General features: G+C 36.4%; 30 protein-coding genes. 9 read left to right on the top strand and 21 right to left on the bottom strand.

Annotated elements, in window-relative coordinates; translation table 11 throughout:
* Positions 1-28 precede the first annotated feature (28 nt).
* The 11 genes from HNQ80_RS10560 to HNQ80_RS10510 form a co-directional block, all read right to left on the bottom strand.
* Positions 29-1123 (bottom strand): M24 family metallopeptidase, encoded by a 1095-nt coding sequence (locus HNQ80_RS10560; protein WP_184310618.1) that lies wholly within the window; start codon positions 1121-1123, stop codon positions 29-31.
* 21 nt (positions 1124-1144) lie between these two features.
* The gene (locus HNQ80_RS10555) at positions 1145-2104 is read right to left on the bottom strand and encodes an ABC transporter ATP-binding protein (protein WP_184310617.1); all 960 of its coding nucleotides are present in this window, start codon (positions 2102-2104) and stop codon (positions 1145-1147) included.
* 32 nt (positions 2105-2136) lie between these two features.
* Entirely contained in the window at positions 2137-3165 is a 1029-nt protein-coding gene (locus tag HNQ80_RS10550; RefSeq protein WP_184310616.1) for an ABC transporter ATP-binding protein, read from the bottom strand.
* A gap of 26 nt (positions 3166-3191) precedes the next feature.
* On the bottom strand, positions 3192-4130 hold the full coding sequence (locus HNQ80_RS10545; protein ID WP_330602825.1) for an ABC transporter permease: 939 nt from the start codon (positions 4128-4130) through the stop codon (positions 3192-3194).
* Between the two features lie 11 nt (positions 4131-4141).
* Positions 4142-5062: an ABC transporter permease gene (locus HNQ80_RS10540; RefSeq protein WP_184310615.1), complete on the bottom strand. Its 921-nt coding sequence runs from the start codon at positions 5060-5062 to the stop codon at positions 4142-4144.
* A 76-nt stretch (positions 5063-5138) separates the two neighbouring features.
* Positions 5139-6776: a peptide ABC transporter substrate-binding protein gene (locus HNQ80_RS10535; protein ID WP_184310614.1), complete on the bottom strand. Its 1638-nt coding sequence runs from the start codon at positions 6774-6776 to the stop codon at positions 5139-5141.
* Between the two features lie 182 nt (positions 6777-6958).
* Positions 6959-7531 (bottom strand): cupin domain-containing protein, encoded by a 573-nt coding sequence (locus HNQ80_RS10530; protein ID WP_184310613.1) that lies wholly within the window; start codon positions 7529-7531, stop codon positions 6959-6961.
* Positions 7532-7839: 308 nt separating this feature from the next.
* The gene (locus HNQ80_RS10525; RefSeq protein ID WP_184310612.1) at positions 7840-8562 is read right to left on the bottom strand and encodes a DUF169 domain-containing protein; all 723 of its coding nucleotides are present in this window, start codon (positions 8560-8562) and stop codon (positions 7840-7842) included.
* Between the two features lie 158 nt (positions 8563-8720).
* Positions 8721-8909 (bottom strand): 4-oxalocrotonate tautomerase DmpI, encoded by a 189-nt coding sequence (gene dmpI / locus HNQ80_RS10520; RefSeq protein ID WP_184310611.1) that lies wholly within the window; start codon positions 8907-8909, stop codon positions 8721-8723.
* Positions 8910-8976: 67 nt separating this feature from the next.
* A complete protein-coding gene (locus HNQ80_RS10515) occupies positions 8977-9423 on the bottom strand; it encodes a MarR family winged helix-turn-helix transcriptional regulator (protein ID WP_184310610.1) in 447 nt (148 codons plus the stop codon).
* Positions 9424-9633: 210 nt separating this feature from the next.
* Positions 9634-9876, bottom strand: a complete 243-nt coding sequence (locus tag HNQ80_RS10510) for a hypothetical protein (protein ID WP_184310609.1) — start codon at positions 9874-9876, stop codon at positions 9634-9636.
* Positions 9877-10262: 386 nt separating this feature from the next.
* Here HNQ80_RS10510 and HNQ80_RS10505 point away from each other — a divergent pair, with 386 nt between their 5' ends.
* Positions 10263-10478: a DUF1657 domain-containing protein gene (locus HNQ80_RS10505; RefSeq protein WP_334297384.1), complete on the top strand. Its 216-nt coding sequence runs from the start codon at positions 10263-10265 to the stop codon at positions 10476-10478.
* 373 nt (positions 10479-10851) lie between these two features.
* On the opposite strand, the gene HNQ80_RS10500 is transcribed toward HNQ80_RS10505, so the two are convergent.
* The 4 genes from HNQ80_RS10500 to lgt form a co-directional block, all read right to left on the bottom strand.
* Positions 10852-11232, bottom strand: a complete 381-nt coding sequence (locus tag HNQ80_RS10500) for a YkvA family protein (RefSeq protein WP_184310607.1) — start codon at positions 11230-11232, stop codon at positions 10852-10854.
* 1153 nt (positions 11233-12385) lie between these two features.
* Positions 12386-13000, bottom strand: a complete 615-nt coding sequence (locus HNQ80_RS10495) for a class I SAM-dependent methyltransferase (protein WP_184310606.1) — start codon at positions 12998-13000, stop codon at positions 12386-12388.
* Between the two features lie 72 nt (positions 13001-13072).
* Positions 13073-13459 (bottom strand): NusG domain II-containing protein, encoded by a 387-nt coding sequence (locus tag HNQ80_RS10490; protein ID WP_184310605.1) that lies wholly within the window; start codon positions 13457-13459, stop codon positions 13073-13075.
* Between the two features lie 17 nt (positions 13460-13476).
* Positions 13477-14307 (bottom strand): prolipoprotein diacylglyceryl transferase, encoded by an 831-nt coding sequence (gene lgt / locus HNQ80_RS10485; RefSeq protein WP_184310604.1) that lies wholly within the window; start codon positions 14305-14307, stop codon positions 13477-13479.
* A gap of 472 nt (positions 14308-14779) precedes the next feature.
* Between lgt and HNQ80_RS10480 the strand changes: the two genes are divergently transcribed.
* Genes HNQ80_RS10480 through HNQ80_RS10465 form a run of 4 tightly spaced genes read left to right on the top strand, consistent with a single transcriptional unit; the run spans position 14780 to position 16650 of the window.
* Positions 14780-15478, top strand: coding sequence for a YetF domain-containing protein (locus tag HNQ80_RS10480; RefSeq protein WP_243183130.1), 699 nt, complete (start codon positions 14780-14782; stop codon positions 15476-15478).
* Positions 15479-15497: 19 nt separating this feature from the next.
* Positions 15498-16220 carry a YetF domain-containing protein gene (locus tag HNQ80_RS10475; RefSeq protein WP_184310603.1) on the top strand — a complete coding sequence of 241 codons (723 nt, stop codon included), beginning with the start codon at positions 15498-15500 and terminating at the stop codon, positions 16218-16220.
* 14 nt (positions 16221-16234) lie between these two features.
* Entirely contained in the window at positions 16235-16435 is a 201-nt protein-coding gene (locus HNQ80_RS10470; RefSeq protein ID WP_184310602.1) for a hypothetical protein, read from the top strand.
* Between the two features lie 17 nt (positions 16436-16452).
* Complete coding sequence (locus HNQ80_RS10465) at positions 16453-16650, top strand: spore coat protein (RefSeq protein WP_184310601.1); 198 nt, start codon at positions 16453-16455, stop codon at positions 16648-16650.
* 45 nt (positions 16651-16695) lie between these two features.
* On the opposite strand, the gene HNQ80_RS10460 is transcribed toward HNQ80_RS10465, so the two are convergent.
* Complete coding sequence (locus HNQ80_RS10460) at positions 16696-16893, bottom strand: hypothetical protein (protein ID WP_184310600.1); 198 nt, start codon at positions 16891-16893, stop codon at positions 16696-16698.
* 46 nt (positions 16894-16939) lie between these two features.
* Positions 16940-17116 (bottom strand): hypothetical protein, encoded by a 177-nt coding sequence (locus HNQ80_RS10455; protein WP_184310599.1) that lies wholly within the window; start codon positions 17114-17116, stop codon positions 16940-16942.
* Positions 17117-17466: 350 nt separating this feature from the next.
* Here HNQ80_RS10455 and HNQ80_RS10450 point away from each other — a divergent pair, with 350 nt between their 5' ends.
* Together HNQ80_RS10450 and HNQ80_RS10445 are read left to right on the top strand one after the other, a co-directional pair.
* Positions 17467-18654 carry an SAM-dependent methyltransferase gene (locus HNQ80_RS10450; protein WP_184310598.1) on the top strand — a complete coding sequence of 396 codons (1188 nt, stop codon included), beginning with the start codon at positions 17467-17469 and terminating at the stop codon, positions 18652-18654.
* A 58-nt stretch (positions 18655-18712) separates the two neighbouring features.
* Positions 18713-19375: a DUF421 domain-containing protein gene (locus HNQ80_RS10445; RefSeq protein ID WP_330602836.1), complete on the top strand. Its 663-nt coding sequence runs from the start codon at positions 18713-18715 to the stop codon at positions 19373-19375.
* Positions 19376-19417: 42 nt separating this feature from the next.
* On the opposite strand, the gene HNQ80_RS10440 is transcribed toward HNQ80_RS10445, so the two are convergent.
* Positions 19418-20314 carry a multicopper oxidase family protein gene (locus HNQ80_RS10440; RefSeq protein WP_184310596.1) on the bottom strand — a complete coding sequence of 299 codons (897 nt, stop codon included), beginning with the start codon at positions 20312-20314 and terminating at the stop codon, positions 19418-19420.
* A 171-nt stretch (positions 20315-20485) separates the two neighbouring features.
* Between HNQ80_RS10440 and HNQ80_RS10435 the strand changes: the two genes are divergently transcribed.
* Positions 20486-20995, top strand: a complete 510-nt coding sequence (locus tag HNQ80_RS10435; RefSeq protein WP_184310595.1) for a DUF4149 domain-containing protein — start codon at positions 20486-20488, stop codon at positions 20993-20995.
* 712 nt (positions 20996-21707) lie between these two features.
* Here HNQ80_RS10435 and HNQ80_RS26665 read toward each other — a convergent pair.
* Together HNQ80_RS26665 and HNQ80_RS10425 are read right to left on the bottom strand one after the other, a co-directional pair.
* Entirely contained in the window at positions 21708-21875 is a 168-nt protein-coding gene (locus tag HNQ80_RS26665) for a double zinc ribbon domain-containing protein (protein WP_408626314.1), read from the bottom strand.
* Between the two features lie 77 nt (positions 21876-21952).
* The gene (locus HNQ80_RS10425) at positions 21953-22243 is read right to left on the bottom strand and encodes a hypothetical protein (RefSeq protein ID WP_184310593.1); all 291 of its coding nucleotides are present in this window, start codon (positions 22241-22243) and stop codon (positions 21953-21955) included.
* Positions 22244-22737: 494 nt separating this feature from the next.
* On the opposite strand from HNQ80_RS10425, the gene HNQ80_RS26660 reads away from it, so the two are divergent.
* Complete coding sequence (locus HNQ80_RS26660) at positions 22738-22902, top strand: SHOCT domain-containing protein (protein ID WP_184310714.1); 165 nt, start codon at positions 22738-22740, stop codon at positions 22900-22902.
* A gap of 37 nt (positions 22903-22939) precedes the next feature.
* Here HNQ80_RS26660 and HNQ80_RS10415 read toward each other — a convergent pair whose 3' ends face one another.
* Positions 22940-23236: a zinc ribbon domain-containing protein gene (locus HNQ80_RS10415; RefSeq protein WP_184310592.1), complete on the bottom strand. Its 297-nt coding sequence runs from the start codon at positions 23234-23236 to the stop codon at positions 22940-22942.
* Between the last annotated feature and the right edge of the window lie 277 nt (positions 23237-23513).

The following is a 23513-nucleotide window of genomic DNA, read 5'->3' as shown; positions in this document are numbered from 1 at the left end:
ACTTACTTTTTAGTGTTATATTTCAACTCTAAAGAATAATGATATTTCTTTCAAAATGATTCATTACTTCTGGTCCATTTCCTCCTACCACAATAATATCTTCAACTCTAACGCCAAATTTCCCGGGCAAATATATGCCTGGCTCAATGCTAAATGCCATTCCATTTTTTATAATTTGGCAATTCCCCTCCCTTATATAGGGTGCTTCATGAACACTAAAACCAATTCCATGCCCCACTCTATTAAAAAAGTAATTTCCATAACCTGCATTATGAATAATACTCCGCGCCTGGCGATCGATATATTCTGCCGTCACACCTTCCTTCACCGCACTTTTTCCTGCCTGATTTGCTTCTAAGACAACCTGATAAATCTGTTTCTCTTCTTCCGTAGCTTTACCTATAAAAAAGGTCCTGCTAATATCTGAACAACAACCCTTATATCTACACCCTAAATCTAATATAATCACGTCTTTTTCCTGTATTATTCGATCGTCCTGGTTATAATAGGGCTTGGAACTGTTGGGGCCTGAAGCAACAATAGGCTCAAAAGCTATCTCGCTTCCCCTTGCCAAGAATAATTCAATAATTTTTTTCTTGATATCCTTTTCTTTCATGCCAGGCTTTATAAAAGAAGTTAGTGCTTCCATTACTTCATCAGCTATCTGTCCTGCTTTTTTGAGATGCACAACTTCCTCCTTGGTCTTTATAATGCGAGAATCCTCTATTATCTGTATTCCGTTAATAAATTCTCCTCTAAATATTTCTGTCATATCCAAAAGATCAGTGCCCTTTATGCCACAATTAACAGCAATCTTCTTTTCAGACAAATCATTTTCTGCCAGAGCATATTTTACAGTGTTTGTAAACCCTTCCCCATCATCCCAAGAATAAATCTTCGTATTTTTTCCAAGTATATGTTCAATTTCTTCCTTATTCAGCTTAGGGGATATATAAAAACACCTTCCATTTCTTAGGATAAAAAGTCCTTGGAAGCGTTCATCCTCCTGTGACAAAAAACCAGTTGCAAACTCTAAATCTTTTGATGGTCCAATAAGGATTGCATCGATATCAAGTTCATCTATCTGTTTGGATAATCTTTCCATATATTTCTCGTTAATCATTTTCTACACCTTCCTTAAATGTTAGTAGAGGTGGCACGCAGCATAATGCTGGCTGGATATCTCTTTTAAAGCTGGTCTTGTTTCAAAACATACTGACTTTGCATATTTACATCTATCTACAAACTTGCAGCAGTCAGGAGGATTCACCGGGCTGGGAACATCACCTTCAATGATTATTCTTCTTCTGGATGCCTGTAAATTAGGATCTGCAACAGGAATTGAAGAAAGCAGTGCCTTTGTATAGGGATGAATAGGATTTTTGTATAGCTCTGCCGAATCAGTATATTCTATGATGCTTCCTAGATACATGACAGCGATCCGATGGGATACGTATTTCACCATACTTAGATCATGGGCGATAAACAGATAGGTAAGTCCCATATCTCTTTGAAACTGCAACAGCATATTGACAACTTGCGCTTGAATGGAAACATCCAGCGCTGAAATAGGTTCATCACAAACAATAAATTCCGGTCTTACCGATAATGCCCGGGCAATACCTATTCTTTGTCTTTGCCCCCCACTAAACTCATGGGGAAATCTATTCACATGCTCCTTATTTAGACCAACCAATTCCAGTAAGCTATAGACCTGTTCCTTTAATTCTTTGTCAGATATGGTGTTGTGTTCCTTTATTCCCTCCCCTATGATTTCTGATATGGTCATACGTGGGTTAAGAGATGCGTAAGGGTTCTGAAAAATCATCTGCACCTTTTTACAAAACTCACCTTTCCCCTTTTTATTAAAAAGATTGATATCATTTCCTTCTAGAAAAATACTTCCAGCCGTTGGTTCATAGAGCTTCACCAAGCATCTGCCCGTTGTCGACTTGCCACATCCGCTCTCACCGACAAGCCCTACCGTCTCACCCTTATTGATAATAAAAGAAACATCATCCACTGCTTTAAGTATTTCTTTTCTTGATAACTGAAAATATTTTCTTAGGTTTTTAACTTCTATATAAGGTTTTTCTGCGTTCATATTCTACACCCCTTTTAAGATCTTTTCCTCACCTACATGCTCTCCTTTACAAAAGCTGACTTACTTTCTTCCCATAGAACTTCAGGCGCATAAGGATGCTGCAACCAACACATTGTACGATGCTTTTCAGTTATCTCATATTCAGGTGGCAGCTCTTCATAGCAAATTTCCATGGCATACTCACATCTAGCAGCAAAGGGACATCCTTTAGGCGGCGAGAATAAATCCGGAGGCGTTCCATCTATTGGTATCAATTGTTCACTTTTATCCATATTCAACGTAGGCACCGATTTGAGAAGGCCCCAAGTATATGGATGTTTTGGGTTATAGAATATCTCATGCAGATCGCCCTGCTCAACGACCAGTCCTCCGTACATGACAATTACTCTATGACATAAGCTGGCAATTACACCTAAATCATGGGTTATCATAATGATCGAAGTATTCATTTTTAATTGTAGTGCTTTCATTAGGTCAAGTATTTGCGCTTCAATCGTAACATCCAATGACGTAGTCGGCTCATCTGCAATTAACAGACTAGGATTACATGCCATAGCTATGGCTATCATAGCCCTTTGCTTCATTCCTCCACTAAACTCGTGGGGATACTGAGAATATCTTTTCTCTGCATCGGATATTCCTACCAGTTTAAGCATTTCAACAGCTCTTATTCTTGCTTCCGTCCTAGAGACAGACATATTATTCATTACAGATTCCTCTATCTGTTTGCCTATTTTCATTGTTGGATTTAACGAAGTCATAGGATCTTGAAATATCATACCGATTTCTGAACCACGAAGCTTTTTTATCTCTTTTTTTGATAGATTGATTACTTCTGTCCCCTTATATTGGATGGATCCCTGTTTGAAATAACCCGGTGGTTCTGGATTCAGTCTCATGATGCACTGGGCAGTAACACTTTTTCCACAGCCCGATTCTCCCACAATGCCTACAACTTCTCCCTCATCTACATGAAAGGATACCCCTCTTACTGCGTTCACTTCTCCCCCATAAGTTTTAAAGGAAAAGTGAAGGTTATCTATTTCTAAAAGTCTCTTCATTTTTATTCACCTCAACTTTTCCCCAGTTACTTTTCCTGTCCTCGCAGTTTCGGATCCAGTGCATCCCTTAAACCATCACCAAGCAAGTTCAATGCCAGCATCGTTGTACATATAAAAAAACCAGGAATAAACAATTGATATGGATAAAGCCTAAATGATTGGGCCCCTATCTTAGCCAGTGATCCCCAGCTGCAATCAGGTGGCTGGATTCCTAACCCGATATAGCTTAAAAAAGCTTCTGAGAAAATATAACCGGGAACCGCCATCGTCAAAGTAGTAATCATTAAACCTACTACATTGGGAATCATATGCCTATAGATTATTTTAAATTCTGATACCCCTAGCAATTTTGCAGCAAGAACAAAATCTTGTTCCTTCAGCCCTAGGACTTCTCCCCTGATAAATCTAGCCATTCCAATCCAGCCCACTATAACCATGGCAATAATTAGCGCTTTCATTCCAGATCCCAGAACCATCATAACCAGTATCGCTACAATGATGTAGGGAATACCATATAGTACATCAATAATCCGCATGATCAACATATCAATAATCCCACCATAATAACCAGATATCCCTCCGATCAAAACACCAATAAAGCCATTTATAATCGCTGCAGTAAATCCGATTGTCAGAGAAACCCTAGCGCCCATCCATACTCTAGCCCACATATCTCTTCCAAGTTTATCGGTACCAAACCAATGGTTTGATGACATCCCCAGATTTGTAGCTGAAGCATTTGTGCTTGTATAGTCATAGGCACCTATTTTAGGTCCAACGATGGCAAGAATAATATATGTGCCAATAATGATCAGCCCTACAAAAGCAACTCTGTTTTTCTTCAAACGTCTCCATCCGTCTTGCCAATAGTTCAAACTAGGTCTGGAAATAGCCTCCATCCTATCCTTGTTTTTCCCTACATGATTAAATTTGTCTTTCTCAACATCGGTACATATATGCTCCACCTGAAACACCTCTACTTTTTATAAACTCTTATTCTGGGATCGATGATACCATAGGCTATATCTACCACTGTATTTGCAATTACTAGCAAAACGCCATAAAAGATAGTAGACCCCAGTATCAAGGTATAGTCCAAGGTCTGAACACCGGAAACATAATATTTACCCATTCCCGGTATCGTGTAGATAGACTCTATCACAAAGGTTCCCGTCAAAATTGCGGCTACTATTGGCCCTAATACAGTAATCACAGGCAGGATTGCATTCCTTATCTGATGACCAAATACGACTTGTATTTGAGACAATCCTTTGGAATTGGCTGTCTTGATATAGTCCTGATTCACTACTTCCAACATGCTGGCTCTCATGACCCTGGATACATATGCCAATGTATAGAACCCCAAGGCAATTGAAGGTAGAATTGTATACTTAAACCCTTGCCATTGGGCTACCGGTAAAAGCTTTAGTTTTACACCAAACATATATTGCAGTAATGAACCAATGATAAAATCTGGTACAGAGCAGCCTATGATCGCTATGATAATACAAAAATAATCCAAGAATCTGCTTCTGTTTAAAGCCGCGACGATTCCTAAGAATAACCCGGTAAAGACTGCAAACAGTAAAGCCCGCGCTCCCAAATCAGCTGAATAAGGAAATGAATCCTTCAGTATTCTCGTAACCGTCAAATTTTTATAATTTAACGAGTATCCAAGGTCACCATGAAGCAAATTCTTTAAGTAGATTATATACTGAGTGGTTAAAGGCTTATCAAAACCGTAATATCTCATCATGTTTTCCTTTATTTCCGGCGATAGCTTATCACTGGCGAAAGGATCTCCCGGCAATAGCCTTACAAGTATCCATACGGCGGTAATAAGTACAAGTATTGTCAACATCGATATGAACAACCTTCTTAGCAGGTATTTAGCCATAAATATCACCCCTTTATATTAAGGAAGGCAGTAAAAAACTACCTTCCTTATGATATTTCCATATTCAGTTTAATGGCTATTCTTCAATATCTGCATAAATATAATCTTCTCTTGGACCTACATATGATTTAACCAGTCCTTTAATCTTTGGGTTCATAAGCCAAGCCACTCTTCTCATCTGCAGCGGTACAATCGCCCCATCCTCTAACAGCACCTTTTCAGCTTCAAATAAAGCATCCATACGTTCTTTTGGATCTCTGCATGTGGAAGAAAAATCCAACAATTCATCATATTTTGCATTGCTATAGGATATCTGATTGTATGGAGAATTAGTGGTCCATAGACATAGATATGTATGAGGATCATCATAATCCGGTGCCCAACCGCTGAAAACCATTTGGAATTCTCGATTGGTTTCCATTTGCAATCTTTGTTTATACGGTACTTGCTTGATGTTCACAACGATTCCAAGATTTCTTTGAATCTGATCCTGAAGAACTTCTGCTTGTATTCTTGAAACATCTGTATCTGTAGTTAGTAATTCCAGCTTGATTTCTTGTGGATTACTTACACTAAGCTCTTTCATAGCTTTATCCAAATAATCCTTGGCAGTATTTATATCAGCCTTTAATGGGAAGGCTTCATAGGGATATTCCTCGCCGTACTTCTTATCTACCCCTGCAACAACAGGAAGAACATACCTCGTCCCAGCATCGAATAGTCCGTCTGTTGTAATATTGATATAATCTTCTCTATCAATCGCGTAGTTTACAGCTAATCTTAAATTTTTATTTTTAAGAGGATTCTTACCATCCATATTTAGTTTTAAGAAATCATCGGCTCCATTATAATAAAGCTGTGATTTATCTAAGTATTGTTCTACTAAATTTGAAGGCACATCCACAAAATCCAAGTCTCCGTTTTCAAACATGCTCAGAGCTGTATTTGGGTCTGGAACCACAATTACATTTACTTTATCCAGATTTACTTTGTCTTTGTCCCAATAACTTTGATTTTTCACAAGCACTAATCTGTCTTCATGCTTCCACTCTTCTAATACAAACGGACCACAATATACATTGTTATCAGGATCAGCAGCAAAGTCCTGTCCAAACTTTTCCACCAAGTCTTTTCTGACTCCATTAAAATGAGGCATATTCAACATTGCTAAGAAGTAAGGTGCCTGTTTTTCTAAAGTTATTTCCAGTGTCTTTTCATTCAATGCCTTCACGCCGGTTTCTTCTATACCCAACTCACCGGAGTTGACCTTCATCGCATTTTTGATGGGCTCAGCGATAAATGAATAGGGACTGGCAGCAGCTGGATCAACTAGCCGCTTTATGGCGTACTCGAAATCATATGCCGTGATATTCACATCATCACTCCATTTTGCATCTCTGAGGTAGAATGTATATACCAGGCCATCTTCAGATACTTCCCATTCTTTTGCAATTCCAGGCAGTACTTTGCCATCGTGGAGCCTTACTAAGCCTTCTTGTATCTGGCTTATCAACGTCATAGAATCCGTAGAGTTAACAAGTGATTGATCTAATGTAGGCATATCAATCAGAACTGAATATGTTAGAATTTTTTCCACCGAAACATTCTCTTCCTTAGCTGAGGTGTCTGCAGGTGTCTGGTTGCCACCACATCCCATAAGCGATAGCAGCATAATGATGACGAACAATAACGCTAAAACAGTTTTTCTTTTCATTTTAATACCCCCCTTTAGAACCTTAAGAAATATAACATTACCAATTCCAACAACACCTTACTTTATTTACTTATTAACTACACCAAAGCCCTCACCCCTTGCTCCGTTTTTTGTTTATCGTCGTAGAGATCATTATGTACATATTTACTGTTAGCGACTGTTCTGTTCTCGTTTTCAAGAGATTATCTAGGTTTTTTGATTTCAAAAATCTTTGGAGTGTTTACAGACAGTATTTTAACTACTTTATTGGTAAAATTTGCCCAATTGTGAGGAATCGAAGAATCTATATGCAGGCTGTCACCCGGATATAAATCATACTTCTCACGCTCAAGATAAAGGGTCAAAATGCCCTCCAACACATAAATAAATTCTTCTCCCTCATGAGCGTATGGAATCACTTCATCCTGTCCTCGTTCTGGATAGATGGTCACTAAAAACGGCGTCAATGCTTTTCCTTCTGCGTCGTTTACCAAATTATAGTATATAAACTTAGAGTTCTCTATATGGAATATCTCTTGCTCATACCCTCTGATTACCCGCTTAGAATTTTCAAAGGGGGGTGCAAAAAAGTATGAAATATCTACTTCCAATGCTTCTGCTATATTTTTTAGAGACATTATAGCAGCAGAGGTCAATCCTCTCTCTAGCTGTGACAGGAAAGCAATTGATAAACCTGTTTTTTTACTTAACTCCTTAAGGGTTATTTTTTTTGAAGCTCTCAGTTCCTTAATTTTTTGTCCCATATTATCTTCCATGTTTAGCACCTCATCAATTATCATTTGATTAAACTAAAATAATTTTAGTATTTGTAAATATTATTCTATTTGTACTTAAATTATCATCTAAATCTCCTTTTATTGTTCATAAAATATATAAAATTCAGATTATTAACGGTATTTATTTGAGCTTTACTTAATTTTATTAATGATCAATGCCCCCTTATAATGAATATCTCCCTATAACAGATTTGTTTTCATGGGTAAATAAAAAAAGCCCTTAAGAAATCAAGGGCCTATAATGTATAGCGTAAACTCTATATGGGCAATGTCGTATACAATGAAGGTTAAATAATTCTTTGAGATACATGAATCCAGTCTTTTTTTGTTAAAAAGCTTTCTTCTACGAAGGACTCCAATTCAACAAATCTTTTATAAGGCAGCGCAAAAGACAAAAGATCTTTGTCAATACACTTCCGTGCAGAGATATCGGTTAAGCCGATCAGTGCTTTTGGGCTTTCCGATCTACCCTGGGCGATAACCTCCAATATAGTCTGATGACATCCAGCAGCTGCCAAAATCAATACATTATCTTTTGATGGTTTATCAAAATTTGCAAGAGTTACACATGCTGAAAGCTGGTCGGCGTTTACAAGGAAAATGATTGCTTCAGGTACTTCATCTTCTTCAACCATTTCCAATGTTTTTAGGACAACATACTTTGTAGGAATAGTGACTTCCGGTAAGCTGTCAATAAAACCTTTTGCCAATTCAGGTGTTTTCCGGTAGCATTCACCTTCAACCTTTCCTGGAATCCCTACGGATAAAAAATGCTCGATGAAACCCATTTCAAACCTCTTAAATCCGATCCCTGTGGCTCCACCCGTACAGCCGCATGTTTTCTCGTCGAAAACCGCAGTCCGGCCTTTTGAAGCTATATTTATCATGGATATCACACAGCCCCATTTATCTTCTTTAAATTGAACAGCATTTTCAGGTTTTTGATCTGCCCAAAGTACTGCAACGGGGGAAGAATTTAGTTTAATCGCCTTCCCAATTTTGCTTTCCATGTTGGTCCCTCCTTTATTTTAAGTTTTAAAACCATGGTTTTTATGTATTGGATTTTAAGAAAGCACCAGACTTGTACAAAAAAGTATATGTTACAGAAGCGTACAAGTCTGGTTGAATACTAAAATCTACAACGCAATGCCCATCTGTTGTATAAGCGTTACTTATGTCTATCAGATAGTAATGTCGTTCCATTGCCTATGTTGTCAAAGTCATTTTCTCGAACAATGGTAACAAAAGCTTGTTCAGGAAGATTAAGTATTTCGCTGGCCTTTGTGACAAATTCCTTTACAAGTTGAGCCTTTTGTTCTTTGGTAAGCTTCGGGCCATCCAATGTAATCACTGGCATCATTTCCACCTCCTTTCTGATTATTTTTCATAGATCTTTCCATAAAACTTTGCTTCTTTCATTACGTCTATTCTTCATAGGTTTTATAGTAGGATAAAACATTGTCAGACATCTTTTGCAGGGAATTGAGTAAATACCGCCTTTCTTCCATTGAAAACCCATCTGCAATAATATTATTCCATCGCTCCAATACCTCATGTAAGCTTGGCTTTATCTGCAAGGCCTTTTCCGTAATATATATTTTATAAGCTCTTTTATCTTCAGGATCTTCCTTTCTAACCACATATTCTTCTTTTACCAGATGGTCTATTGCTCTTGCAGTAGTACTTTTATCAATACAGATCCTTGATGAGAGCTCCGCTTGATTAATACCATCCTTACCATATAGATGTAACAAAAAAATATACTGACCACTACCCAGATTAAACTGTTCTAGTTCTTCATTTAAGTAGGTTTGAGAATATCGATATAAAAGAGAAATCCATTTCCCTATGCTTTCCGTTGTTAAATCCACCATAATTCCTCCTAGTATATAGTTGCATTTGCAACTATATTATATCGTATAATAGTTGCAATTACAACTATAATTCATTTTTATATATTTTAATGAATTGTACTAAATATTGAAAAGCCCATAATTCGTGGGAAGCAATGAATTACGAGCTTCTGTTCTATAAACATAACAATAAGTTTCAAAAAAAACGATGAAGTTTATTATGGTGCTTCAGCTTCTTTCATGCTTATTTACAGAGGCTGCCTGCTTTCTGGCAAAGAATTCTGTAATCCACTTGCTTACAATCGCAATAGCAACATAGATGGGAAAGGAATAAATGTATTTCCATCCGTGGAGTTCATAAAGACCTAGCCATACAAGCAGCGGCTCCGACAGAAAGGAAAAGATGGCAGAGATTAGAATATTTGCTGCTATAAAACCCTTCCATGTGGGGAAGTATTGATAAGCAAGCATGTAGGGGTAATACCAGCAACCGTGTTATGTACTGAAAAGTAAATGTAAATTTATGTAAATTGTCGAGTGGAACGGTCGTAGGAGTATCGCATCCAGAGGTAAAGTAGATTCCAATTTATGTGGGATACGAAAACGATTCGTGTAAAAACTGCACAGAATAAAACCGCGGCTAAAATATTGGCTCTTTTTAAGAATAATGTTGATGTTATAACCTTATTAAAGGAAACCCCTTTTTGAAGTTTCCTTTAATTCATAAAATAAAAATATCTTGCGATAAAGGATATAGATGAAAATAATTTAGAAGTGATGTAATGGAAAAATCAAGATAAATCTAAATATAGAATTATTCAATACATTTTGGTTAAACTATCATCAACGAAAGAGAGGTGATTAGTTTGACTGTACAAAGTGATTTGCAAAAAGCAATAGCATCCTGTGAAGCTGCGAAAGGCAGTTATTCGATGATGGCAGAATCAACCGAAGATCAACAAGCAAAACAGATGTTCAACGGTATGAAATCGGATATTGATAGGCATTTACAATTTTTAAACGACAGGCTAGATTACTTAAGCCAAAATAATCAATTGAATAAGCAGCAATAATAGTAAAGGGGTAGTGGTAGCATCAGAAGCAAAGTAGATTCCAATTTATGTTAATCTACTTTGTTTTTATTTATCCATATAGCACCAAAAATAACGCCTATTAGGGGTCTCGCCAACATTGTCAAATCCCACGCTAAGGTAACCATTAGAGCTATTTCTTGCTTTTAGCCCACTTTAAAGATTAAACATGCAAAAGTATAAGTTTCATACGCTATTTACATTTTTAAGACAAAAACACTTTCTTGTTGCAAAACCATGATAGTTTTTCTCCTGCCTAAATTCGCGAGAGATCTAGCTACAAAAGAAAAGGCACTCTAATTGGTTCAGCACTTCCTACAAGACTAGAAATTAACCCAACAATTCCGCTTGTTGTCTATCTTGTGAATTTATGAATTACAAATACAGCAACCAGTAACCATACTAAGATGATAATAGCCCCAGCTTTCCAACTTTTAGGTTTCCCATCTTTAAACAAATCTTCTGCTTCTAATCTGCAAGATTCAATAACTTCCGCAGGAATTAATTTGATGGCTAAAGTAATACCTATTGGAATTAAAATGAGATCATCTAGATATCCTAATATCGGAACAAAATCAGGTATTAGATCTACAGGGCTTAGAGCGTAACCAACTATCAAAGCAATGAAAACTTTAGCATACCAAGGAACTTCAGGTTTTCTATAGGCCAAGTACAAAATACTTAGGTCTTTTTTTATTTTTTCAGCCTGAATTTTCAAATCGTCAAATAATTTCATCATTTCCACCTCATATATGAAATACTTTTACAATAAGGTATACGGCAACGATTCGTGTAAAAAACAGCCACAAGCAAATTTTCTGCATGGAAATGATTCGCGCAAAACTGCAATATACAAAAGGAAAGATCTCTTCTATTTGGTAGAATATATCTTTCCTTTTGCAAGTATTTCGGTTTGGTAGGACGGAACACCCCTACATTTCAGATACCGTTTTCAAGCAGTGAGCCATGATCCTTTATGACCGCAAACCAAGATTTGCTTTGGCTTCTCAATCACTTATAATATGAATCCTATACCATCGTATAGGCGAATTTTTTTCTATATTTTGGATCACGCCAACATTTCCGACTTAACGCTAAGAAAACTATCGGTTGTGAATTTGGGATTTGACTTCGTCTAATTTTCATTGAACTTTTAAACCTTTTTTCTATGGCATATAAAGAACTTAGAGCCTATTTAGGCAAAGTTTATGAATAAACCAGTCTAGATAGGCTCTTGCTATTGTGATGAAAGTAACTATATAATAATATTTTCTAATTTTTCAAGAACGAAATTTATATCTTCTTTTCATAGTATACCTTCCAAGACTAAAGCGGATTGCTCCACGTCCTTGTTCTTCTGAAACACCCATAGCCTTTAGTACAGGGAATAGGTAGTAAGACCAGAATGGCACGCAAACCCTGTTGATGCTGCAATTTGGCCCAAATGATCTAAAATCTTATGTCCGTTAAAGCCTATAAAACTAACCTATTTGACTCTGAAGAAAGTGAAGATTAAGGTATTATTTTATATAGTATTTAAAACATTATTCGCCCCTTATACTAAAAATATATAATTGGATTAATCCATTTGCATATTGCCGAAAAACTGATATTTACTTACAACTTAAAAAGATAGATGGGAACCCGTAATTAAGGGTTCCCATCTATCTTCTTGGAAACTTTAGTTCTTAATAATTTGCTCTTGCACTTCATTGCTATAGGGTTCTACTATTCTCCACATATTCGTTCATTGCCACAAATCATTTTCATAATGCGTCACTTGTTCTGAAGCCAGTTCAACAGGAGTTTTTTGTACAGAAACTTTCAGCAATCAGTGTTCCAAACCCTCCCTAGTTGTTTACTCTAACTACATAAAACAACCCTACTTCCTAGCAGAATATTTGTATTTTCTTTACAATATCACTAGAGAGGTTACTAACCTCAACCTTGGTAAAACCAGCTTTGTACACATTCTCCACAGTACGCCTATTAATATTTGCACCATAAAGGTTTACAACCAGCGGATTGAATAGATCCATCACCAGCCCTAATACCGCGCTTTCACTTCTTACATGTTCGATCATGATGATTTTTCCGTTTGATTTACATACCCGTCCCATCTCTTTCAACCCTTTTATCGGATCAGGTACAGAGCAAAAAACACAGGTTGTGAATATGGTATCAAAGGTCTGGTCTGGAAATTCTAACTTTTGTACATCCATGTTCCTAAGATCTACCTTTTTTCCAAGTCTTTCTGCTTTATCCTTTGCTTTGGCTAACATCTTCTCACTAAAATCAATGGCTGTTATATCTAACCCTTCAGGATAGTGTTCTATGTTTTTTCCTGTGCCAACCCCTACTTCAAGTACTTTCCCTTTTAACTCATTCATTACTTCTAATCGCCATTTTTTCAGTGCCATTAATTCCATGGGACTTTCCAATACATCATATAAAGTCGATACCCTATCGAACCTTCTTCTTATTTTCTCCGTATGGTTATCCATTTTTGTCACTCCCTTTGAACGATTCAATCCCCTTAGCGATTGAACCAGTATTTTTGTTAGTTTGTCCGTAATTTAAAATGCTATCATATCTACATCTGCTTCTTGCCCATCTTCAAAGCTCACAACAATTCTATTAGGCAAGCAAACAATGCTTTGATATTTCTTATTAATCCAGCCTGTATCAGAACATATGGCGTCAGGACAAATTGCTCTACTCATTTCAAGCATTCGCACAGCGCCATCCTTTGCTTCAATATATCCTGTATGATTACCGAACTGAAATTCATAGTTTTTTACTTTTCCATTATTTTCAATGGATATCTTCTTAATAACCTTACCATCAACAGTCACAGTAGCATATCTTTGCCCAACATTTGCCGCAGAAGCTGCGGTAAATATCATTCCAAATACACTGGCAACAAGTATAAATGCTATTAATAGCTTATCCCATTTCGTCATCGTATCAGCCCTTCTTATTAATGAATGTTGTAATATATCCATGTACCTATCAAACCAATAGCAGCAATGAATACATATTCCAAAATTGAAACATTGACTTCACTGCCTACTAAATCCTTCTGAAAATCTGATTGCTTACGCTTGATAATTCTTCCAATAAATAACGCCAAAATAATGATAACAAAGCTCGTTATATGCGCTATTGAAAAAGGTTGAATTACGATAGGATTACTTCTAAAAAATTCAACGATAGCCCTATTTATTGAAAATCCTATAATATATTTTATAAATAATTCTCCATTGTATTTTATCCTGGTTCTCCCTCTCCAAAGATAGGCAAATAATATTAGATCTAAAAACATTTCATATAGCTGTGCAGGATGTAATAATTGATTACCAACCTTTACTGCCCATGGATAAACATTTCTCATAGGAACTCCAAATACATCGCAACCTATTCTCCCAATGGCCTGTCCAATGATAATTCCTGGCGCAAAAGTATCCGCAGCTTGTAAAAATGAAATATTGTTTTTCTTCGTATACCATAGAGCAAATAAAACGCCTGATATTAGCGCCCCTTGTATGGATAAACCTCCACTGCGGAAATGAAATATTTCTATAGGATTTTGAAGGTAGTGATCAAAATTAAAGGCCAAAATATAGTATATTCTTGCCCCAACAACAGCAGCGATCATAGTATATAGAGCTAAATCTAGCATTTTACTGCTATCCATACCTTTTCTTCTGGCTTCTTTCATCATAATCCATAATCCAGCTAGCATGCCGAAAGCAATTGCTACGCCAAATACATATATTCCAAGATCTCCAACCCTAAATAGTTCTTTCACTTTTTTTCCTCCTCAATTTATAACTACAGATTATATATGCAATTGTCGTGCCATGACTTGAGACATTCATTTCAGTAGTTTATTGTTTTTTCCCTTCTACACACTGTATTAAATCCAACAATTCCAGTGTGATATGAGACACCAAGATATCATTAATTGCTATTTATTCTTTGTTATCCATTGAACATCATTAGATTATGACGATTGCAATTTACCATTTTCGAAAGAGGAGTATCGTCAGCATTTTCGATTTATCTTTAATCTGTTAGCTAAAATTCAGTATGTTTGAGATTATCTATGATAAATATATGTAAATAATCAATATCAAAGCTCGAAGGTAAACCCTTTGAGCTTTGTATTTTTAGCTCCTTCTTTGAGAACAATAATTGTATAATCCCAAAATGAGGCCTCTGAGGAATGCGTATTTCACAAATAGAGAAAATTAAAGGAAGTCAGTTAGGAGGAACTTGCTATGGATTGGAAATCCTTTATGGAAGGGAGTAAAGATTTATCAGTTTTCGCCTTAGCTTTAAGGGCTGTCATCCTTTATATTGCATTAATTATTGCAACTCGTATGATGGGCCATCGTCAAGTAGGGATTTTATCAGGTCATAATTATCTGGTAGCCGCCGGTATCGTCAGTTTAGCTGCCATTCGAATGCTAAATCCTGAATCTTCTCTTACCTCTGGAATCGTAATTGTTTTCGTATATGCCTTCGTGAATGTATTACTGTCCTATTTGGATATAAAATGGCCTAAAGCAATCGATCGGAAACCGACAATACTTATGAAGGGGGGCATGTTTCTCAGAGAAAATATGCTTGACTGTCATGTAACGCTGGATAACCTTTTAGGACAATTAAGGTTAAAAGGAGCTCCTAATCTATCAGAAATCGACTCCATCGTATTGGAACCCTATGGAAAAATCAGTGTTATCAAAAAGCCTGAAGCGCTACCTCTAACGCGAAAACAAATGAACTTACCGCCCAAAATGGTAGCGCTGCCTACAATTCTTATTTATGATGGTAAGATAGACGAAATGAATCTTCATCAGATGGGCCTAGACCATGAGTGGCTAATAACAAGGTTAAGGGAAAAGGGAATTATGAATCTGAAAGATGTATTTTTAGCTATGTTGGAGGCAAATGGAACAGTTTATGTAAGTGTCTAAATTTAAGGAAGTGATAGAATTGGAACTATTAAAAAAGGTATTTGGAAGCGCTCATGAAATCAGTCCCTTTGTATTCGCTTTACGCAGTATTGCAGTCGGATTTCTATTATATATTGAAGGAAAAGTCTTACCTCACAGGGCTGGCGGACAATTTGCAGGATATGACTTTGCATTTTTCTGGATGATGGGTGGAATTACTGCAGCGCCCTTATTTGAAGCGAAAATAAGTTTTATTAACACGGTTGCTATTATTGTTGTTATATACATTCTTCACTATCTTATTTCATATATCGCTGTAAAAAATAGAATCTTTGCTAAGATAGTATTAGGAAAATCCATACCATTAATTTCAGGAGGAAAAATTCTCCGACCTAATATGGCAAAAGCGTTTTTCCCGTTAGAACTGTTGTTATCTGATATGAGAAGTATAGATGCACCCAACATTAGTGAGATAGAGGCAGCGGTCTTAGAAACTAGTGGTCACGTAAGTGTTCTCAAAAAATCCGATTATCAGCCTGTAACTCCAAAGGATTTAAATATTCAAACAATGGGCGGTGGTCTTCCTACTCTTCTTATGAATGATGGGAAGGTTGTTGAAGAAAATTTAAAAGAATTAGGATATGATAATAGCTGGTTAAAAAATCAGCTGCTTAGAAAAGGTATAACAAATATAGAGGATGTCTATGCAGTAATGATTGACTCTTCTGGTGAGCTATATTACACTGTAAAAACGCAAGAATAGGGAGGTTTAAAAAAATGCTTACGGAACAAGAAATAATGAACAATGCTTTTAAAGAAATGCTATTTCATGAAGAAAGTATCGCTAAAAAGTATGCCCAGCTTTCTCAGCAGATTAACGATCCTAAACTCAAACAAATGCTAAAAGGAATGGAACAAGGGGCTCGCAATCACTATAGTACCTTATCCCAAACAATGCCAAAGTTTTCAATCGTTTAAAAAAGGAGGGAACTGAAATGAATACCATAGATTTATTGCAGGATGCCCTACAGGATGAGATGATGTTACAGACTATGTACAATAAATACATGATAGAAATTACTAATCCTGAAGTAAGGCAGCTCTTCACCCAATTAAGGGATACAAAATTGCAAAATCTCTCCCAATTACAGCAAGAAGTTAAGAACATGATGAAACAAGGGAAAACGCAATAGATAAGAAAAAGCCTTGTGATGAATTAACTCACAGGCTTTTTTGTATTACATGGTAGGTGCTTGAACTGCTTCCACAGAAAACTGACATTCTTCTATGCACAGATCCAGGTGATGAGCAGCTTCTTTAAGCATCGACTTTACTTGAACATTTGTTTCTTGATTTGCCATACTTTCAAGTTGTTGTGCTGTCTGTTGACATTTTTGGATGCATTGCTGAATATCGTTAGCAGGATTTGTCGCCATATGTGTACATCCTCCTTATCATTAAATTTAATATAATTCACTGTTTTTATTGCTGCATATTTGCATTTTCACATTGACGAATACACATTTCGATATGACCGGCTCCCAGAGTAAGCATTTCACGAACACTTGCCTTTGGAATAGCATTTGTTGCCGTACGAAGCATATTAGCTGTAGCGGTACAATCGGTAATACATTGTTGAATTTGCTGTTTGTTTGCCATAATATCACCTCCTTTAATCCAATACTAGTATGCCGATACGTCTAACAAACTATTCTATAAGTAATCAAAAAGATATATTACCATCTTCTATATTAATTTACTTTGTTTTGAACTCGATTATCTACAAGTCATTTCCATTATTTTCACCTGACACATAATAATTTTACGAGTGGGAAAACCTATCTATCATAGTTAAAATTCCAAATATGACAGGTTTTTCTTTTTTAAAAGTTCATGCAAAAAAGTGAAATATAAGATTTTATTAACACCTTACGCCTGAATAGGATACAATTGTCTATTCGAAATATTGAAACGCCATGTTAAGAATTTTAAATAAAGAGGGTGAAAATATGGAAAAAATTATCCTGCAAAAATTATCTAGCAAAATAGGAAATGCCTCCTTTGCCATTGATTTCTGGGATGGAACCAATGTGAATTATGGTCAAAGAGACCCTGCCTTTAAGATTATCTTTAAAAAAAGAATTTCAAAAGCAAAAATATTAAGAGATCCATCCCTTGCTTTTGGCGAGGCTTATATGGACGGAATCATCGACTTTGAGGGAAATCTACAGGAAATTATTGAGACTATTTTTAACCTGGATATCCCCTTTTTCCGGAAAAGAGAATTTCGCGGGCTGCGAAGGATTCTTTCACAAGAAAATAGATCAACATCGTTTCGCAAACAACAAAAGGATGTCCAACACCATTATGATCTGGGAAACGATTTTTATCAGCTGTGGCTGGATGAAACCATGAGCTACTCCTGTGCCTATTTCTGCTCGCCCGATGATTCCTTGTACAAGGCACAGCTTCAAAAAATTGATTATACCCTGAAAAAATTAAACCTTCATCCTGGTGAATCCCTCCTGGATATCGGGAGCGGATGGGGCTGGCTGATTATCCGTGCCGCTCAGCAGTATGGGGTAAAGGCATTAGGCATCACCCTGAGCGAGGAGCAGTATAACAAAACAAAACAGCGGATTGAAGAGTACGGTCTTTCTGGGCAGGTAGATGTGAAACTCATGGATTACCGAGAGCTTGCGGAAAGCGGGCAAAAATTCGATAAAATCGTCAGCATCGGGATGGTGGAGCATGTAGGAAGGGCAAACCTGCCCAAATACATGGAAACGGTAAACAAGCTTCTTGTCCCTGGTGGGGTATCCATCCTGCACTGTATTACTGGACCGATTGAAGGTTCCTGCAACCGTTGGATCAGCAAGTATATTTTCCCTGGGGGTTATATCCCTTCGAACCGCGAGTTGATCTGGCTCTTGTCAGAACATGGTTTTCACCTTTTGGACGTGGAAAGTTTGCGACTGCATTATGCAAGAACATTAGAGCACTGGGCCAAAAATTTTGAAGCGAATGTGGATTCTGTCCGTGAAAAATACGGCGAGCGCTTTGTCCGAATGTGGTGGCTGTACCTCAACTCCTGCGCTGCTGCCTTTCAGGCAAGTGACCTCAACATTCACCAGATCGGTTTTTCCAAAGGAATCAACAATAATCTGCCGATGACAAGGCATTACTTGTATCAATAAGATGTATTTCAAATACTAAGAGGGATTCTATGAATGGCTATATCGGCATCTTTATAAAATCTACAGTAACATTTTTGGGCTTCTTCTTCTGACTCGTATAATGGGAAGAAAACACTTGTCAGAGCTTACATATTTTGACCACATTGTTTCAATTACCATAGGCTCAATCATTGCCAGTATCGCTGTTGACCGGTCCATTAATACGTTGGATGGAATAACTGCTACTATAGTATGGAGTATCCTACCTATTTTGATCGGATATATCTCTTTAAAAAATTTAACCTTTAGAAAAATTGTAGACAGTGAACCTTTAATCATTATTCAAAACGGAAAATTACTCGATAAAAATATGTCGAGAATAAGGTATCATATGGATGATCTTCTCATGCGGCTTCGGCAAAAGGATGTTTTTGACATAACGGAAATTGAATTCGCAATTTTAGAGTCTAATAGTAAGTTAAGTATACTCAAAAAATCTTCATACAATCATGTAACACCAAAGGATTTGAATATTTCTACCAATTATAAAGGGCTAATGACAGAGTTGATTATAAACGGACAAATTATGGCGTCTCATTTGAAAATGCTAAACTTGGATACAAAATGGTTATCAGAACAGTTGCAGACTAGAAATATAAAAAATGTTGAAGAGGTTATATTCGCTGGCCTTCAGACAGATGGACAGCTTTACATTGCATCAAAAAGCAATGTTGTAAAGTAAATATGTTGTTATAGATAGCATTATGCACAGGGTTAGAAAATATCAATCTCGATATATAATCGTCGTAAACATACCCCCGGTGGGATTGGTTAGATTGTTGCTCATGTGGTGCGGAATGTGGCAGTGGAAAGGCCAGATGCCGTGGTTGTTCGCCTCAAACTCAACATCCCATGTTTCACCAGAAGCTACCAGAATCGTACTTTTCAGCAGTCTGTTATGAACAGGGATTGAATTTCCATCAGCAGCAGTCACATAATACTGGTGTCCGTGAATATGGATAGGATGAGCACCTTCCTGGATATTCCCTAACCTGATTCGTACATTGTCACCATATTTAACATCTAATGGTGTTGTATATGGGAAACTTCGCCCATTCATCGTAAAAAAATTAAAGGTATGTCCGTATGGGTCAATATCAAATATGCCCGGCTTAACTTCATGCGGTTGCAAGCTTTTAACATGGAATTCTTGCAGCATAATAAAGTAATCACGCTGTATATTACTTTTATGTTCATCAGGCTCTAAAATAATAAACCCACCTCCAAGCCCCATCATCTCCTGCTTTGCTGCAATATGGTGTGTATGGTACATGTGGGTGCCGGGAGGGTTAATGATTTTAAAGTGATAATCAAAGTAGTGGTTAGGTTGAATCGCAGGTGACGGTTCTACGTCAGGTACACCGTCCATAACGTTAGGTACATCTAATCCATGCCAATGAATACTTGTAGCTTCAGGAAGCCTGTTATATACTCTTATATTGACATAATCACCTGGATAGACCTGGATGGTTGGACCTGGAATGCTGCCATTATATCCCCAACCTTTCATATATAGTCCCGGCAATAATTCCCTTGTAACCGGTTCAGCAACCAATTCAAAATATTTTACACCATTTCGCATTATAAAAGGAAGGTTAGGCACATCGGGAGTAATAACCATATAAAACACCCCTTTATACTTTATTTTTCATTAACAATATATAGTTATAAGATTAAATATATGATATTGAAGTATTTAATGAATAAATTTCTGATAAAGACACAATATACTATGGAATATTTAAACTGCATAATCGATGAAGCGAATTCACTTAAGAGAGGTTTTCACGTTATGGAAAAAATACTTCATACCCTATCAAGTACATTGCACATTCTGGCTGCTGTAACCTGGATCGGCAGCATGATATATAGTGAATTTGCAATCAAACCGGCACTAAAAACACTGGACGACATGAAGGCTCACAGCATTAATGGCATAGCAATGAAAAAGTTTTCAGGTCTTACATGGGCCAGTCTCATCATTCTTGTTCTTACAGGCTTCTATGCCGCATATGACAAGAAAGACAAACTGATCCCAATTTTCCACGAGTCCCCGGGGATTGCCCTGACGTTTAAGCTTATTTTGGTAACTATACTGTTTATCATTTTACTGCTCCAGGTATTTGTTTACGGACCCAAAATGGGCAACCTCATAAGTCCGTCTACCCCTAAAAACCAAGAAAACCAAATGGCAATGACACAAACTACAAAGACTGCCGAAGTCCTGTCAAAGGTCCATTTATACGCCGGGATTGTAATTATCATCCTAGGGGTTATCCTTTCCCAATTGCTTGAAAAATAATTACTAAATCCAGTTTTTTACGAGGGAATGCTTTGGACTGGAAATCTTTTATGGAGAGAGCAATACTTTATCCACCCTCGCTATGGTTTTGAGGGCAATCATCCTTTATATCGCATTGATTATTGCTACTCTTGGATGGGTCATCATCGAGTAGCAATTTTATCAGGTCTTTTGATTACTGGCAAAAATGTGCAATCAGTTTATTTATGTCACGCGTCGCTCGCCGTTCTTGCTCTACTATATATGAAATTTAACTTATGAAGGCATAGCCACACAAACATATGTACTTTTATCAGTTTTTATAAAAATGTTTACTTGTTTACCTTCTAAATTATTGATATTTCGATTGTTACAAGATATTGAAAAATATATAATGTAATATACAGTTTTGTATTCTTTTGAGAGATGAAAATTGTTATTATAGAAAATCTTAGAGTACATGAATTTGCTATGGAAAAGTAATTATTTTACTCTTTGCTACAATAATGTATACACTTTTATGAATTAATTGAAAAGAACGTACGGACTTTTATTCTATATTACAAAAATGCCTATACTTTTAAATGACTAAGTAGTAACACAAATGTATAGGCAATATTTTGTATCAATGCAATATACGTAATTGAAAATGAGTCCAATCTATTGAAATGAATATATTTAAACTATTTGATTAAACTTGGTGATTTTTTATCATGCACATACTCTTATATTTCTAGACATTTGGAGCATTACAGTACGGGCAGTTTCGCCAAGTAATATTAATAAACTTGCCACAGCCTTTACATTTCTCTTTTAGTTCTACTTTACATTTTGGACAATATATAAAATCATCTTTTATTAAATGCCCACAATTATAGCATTTCACACGTGCATTTTCCATTTCACATGTACATTTATTTGAGTCTTCAGAATAGATAAGATAAACGATTAAGGCGAATATTATCATTCCTACCAATATCATCGCAGATCATCACCCCTTCTTTCTAAGCCACAATAAGGACACATAACCCAATCTTCTTCCATCTCTGCTGCACAGCCTAAACACAACGTTTTGTACATCATGGACCGCTTGAAGTCCAGCAATACAGATCCTAGTATCATTATTCCAATTATGATTCCAACAGTTCGCAGTGCAAGCACCTCTGAACCACAAACACCATTTTGCAGTGGATGATACATAGTCCCAATGTATATAATCAACGCAACAAGTACTAAACAAATGATAGAGATACCGATTTTCTTTTTCATATCTCCCACCTCTTTCTAATATCCTTATATATACTACATCTATCGCCAACTGATTTTTCATATATCGTTTAATTGCAACAATCATGCCAAAAACAAAAAAAGAATGAAGATCATTAATAATTGATACTCCATTCTGTTAACCTGTAAATATTCTGTATTTAGTACTGCAAAAAATTGATGCATCATACTGCTGTAACTTTATTACAATTGCGTGAGAAATCTGGATTTTTCATGTGCTTGATATGCTACACTGCATGTTGCATTTCATGCAAAAACTATCTTTTGGGGTTAACTTTTTATTGAAAGTTGATGGTCTTAAGTAAGCACCAATCATAGATTTCTTTTTGAGTAGTTTGGTGCATCACGGATAATTCTCCATAAAATCTCCATAAATTTTCGATACAATTAGATTAAACTTTTTAAAGGAGGTGACATTAGTGTTTTTGTTCCCGCTTATATCATTTATTGTTGTCATCTGGTTAGTCGTGTTTATTATGAATACACTAACAACAAATTCTCACAATGATAGGTCTAATAACTCAAATACAAACAGAACTTCAACTCAATCAAACAGACCTATGGAAATCTTGAAAGAGCGTTATGCAAAGGGTGAAATATCTGAAGAAGAATATTTAAAGGTTAAGAGAAATCTAGAATAAAATGCGGTGAAGATTCTTTCTTCACCGCATTTCTAAATTATTGTCCAAGTAATTCTTTTAGCCACTGGTTTCCATGTTCAAATACCAGTCTCTGCTTTCTGCCCTTTTTTACTTCGGTTTTACAAAACGGGCAAAATCTCCAATTTGCTTTTATCTCTTTAGAACAGCAATTACATGGCTGCATTTCTACTTTTGTTGTACAGTGGGGACAGAAATGCCACTCATCTTTCATTGGTCTTCCACATCCTTTACAGGATGCTATATGAATAACTTTAAGTTCCCTGCTATTTTCCAAAAGAACCACCTCATCATCTGTTTTATTATCTATTTTCATGATAAAGGATGGCTTTCTCATTTGTCAAAAACTAAGATTGCCGAAAAGCCACTAGTTTTATAAGTATATAAGAAGTTTTGTCGAACCCTAGTATTTTCAACATTTTTTATTGATTTGACCTATTTAGGGATATATAATTATGCTATCAGACAGGGGGATACAGCACTCTACAATATTTTTTCCAAGGGGGATACATATGAGGAATAATTTGTTAACTGTTGGAGCAGATTTGGGAAATGACGCTTTCAAAATTATAGGTCCTACCAAAAGGGAATTG

The organism is Anaerosolibacter carboniphilus (genome assembly GCF_014205875.1).
GTDB classification, from domain to species: Bacteria; Bacillota; Clostridia; order Peptostreptococcales; family Thermotaleaceae; genus Anaerosolibacter; species Anaerosolibacter carboniphilus.
The sequence above is the reverse complement of the archived record's forward strand: the minus strand, read 5'-3'. Positions and strand labels throughout refer to the sequence as shown.

Bases quoted from the DNA above. Each gene is read 5' to 3' on its own strand.
- HNQ80_RS10560 (WP_184310618.1), bottom strand. From the start codon at position 1,123: ATGATTAACGAGAAATATATGGAAAGATTATCCAAACAGATAGATGAA.
- HNQ80_RS10555 (WP_184310617.1), bottom strand. From the start codon at position 2,104: ATGAACGCAGAAAAACCTTATATAGAAGTTAAAAACCTAAGAAAATAT.
- HNQ80_RS10550 (WP_184310616.1), bottom strand. From the start codon at position 3,165: ATGAAGAGACTTTTAGAAATAGATAACCTTCACTTTTCCTTTAAAACT.
- HNQ80_RS10540 (WP_184310615.1), bottom strand. From the start codon at position 5,062: ATGGCTAAATACCTGCTAAGAAGGTTGTTCATATCGATGTTGACAATA.
- HNQ80_RS10535 (WP_184310614.1), bottom strand. From the start codon at position 6,776: ATGAAAAGAAAAACTGTTTTAGCGTTATTGTTCGTCATCATTATGCTG.
- HNQ80_RS10530 (WP_184310613.1), bottom strand. From the start codon at position 7,531: ATGGAAGATAATATGGGACAAAAAATTAAGGAACTGAGAGCTTCAAAA.
- HNQ80_RS10525 (WP_184310612.1), bottom strand. From the start codon at position 8,562: ATGGAAAGCAAAATTGGGAAGGCGATTAAACTAAATTCTTCCCCCGTT.
- dmpI (WP_184310611.1), bottom strand. From the start codon at position 8,909: ATGCCAGTGATTACATTGGATGGCCCGAAGCTTACCAAAGAACAAAAG.
- HNQ80_RS10510 (WP_184310609.1), bottom strand. From the start codon at position 9,876: ATGCTTGCTTATCAATACTTCCCCACATGGAAGGGTTTTATAGCAGCA.
- HNQ80_RS10500 (WP_184310607.1), bottom strand. From the start codon at position 11,232: ATGAAATTATTTGACGATTTGAAAATTCAGGCTGAAAAAATAAAAAAA.
- HNQ80_RS10495 (WP_184310606.1), bottom strand. From the start codon at position 13,000: ATGGATAACCATACGGAGAAAATAAGAAGAAGGTTCGATAGGGTATCG.
- HNQ80_RS10490 (WP_184310605.1), bottom strand. From the start codon at position 13,459: ATGACGAAATGGGATAAGCTATTAATAGCATTTATACTTGTTGCCAGT.
- HNQ80_RS10480 (WP_243183130.1), top strand. From the start codon at position 14,780: ATGGATTGGAAATCCTTTATGGAAGGGAGTAAAGATTTATCAGTTTTC.
- HNQ80_RS10470 (WP_184310602.1), top strand. From the start codon at position 16,235: ATGCTTACGGAACAAGAAATAATGAACAATGCTTTTAAAGAAATGCTA.
- HNQ80_RS10465 (WP_184310601.1), top strand. From the start codon at position 16,453: ATGAATACCATAGATTTATTGCAGGATGCCCTACAGGATGAGATGATG.
- HNQ80_RS10460 (WP_184310600.1), bottom strand. From the start codon at position 16,893: ATGGCGACAAATCCTGCTAACGATATTCAGCAATGCATCCAAAAATGT.
- HNQ80_RS10455 (WP_184310599.1), bottom strand. From the start codon at position 17,116: ATGGCAAACAAACAGCAAATTCAACAATGTATTACCGATTGTACCGCT.
- HNQ80_RS10450 (WP_184310598.1), top strand. From the start codon at position 17,467: ATGGAAAAAATTATCCTGCAAAAATTATCTAGCAAAATAGGAAATGCC.
- HNQ80_RS10440 (WP_184310596.1), bottom strand. From the start codon at position 20,314: ATGGTTATTACTCCCGATGTGCCTAACCTTCCTTTTATAATGCGAAAT.
- HNQ80_RS10435 (WP_184310595.1), top strand. From the start codon at position 20,486: ATGGAAAAAATACTTCATACCCTATCAAGTACATTGCACATTCTGGCT.
- HNQ80_RS26665 (WP_408626314.1), bottom strand. From the start codon at position 21,875: ATGGAAAATGCACGTGTGAAATGCTATAATTGTGGGCATTTAATAAAA.
- HNQ80_RS10425 (WP_184310593.1), bottom strand. From the start codon at position 22,243: ATGAAAAAGAAAATCGGTATCTCTATCATTTGTTTAGTACTTGTTGCG.
- HNQ80_RS26660 (WP_184310714.1), top strand. From the start codon at position 22,738: ATGAATACACTAACAACAAATTCTCACAATGATAGGTCTAATAACTCA.
- HNQ80_RS10415 (WP_184310592.1), bottom strand. From the start codon at position 23,236: ATGAAAATAGATAATAAAACAGATGATGAGGTGGTTCTTTTGGAAAAT.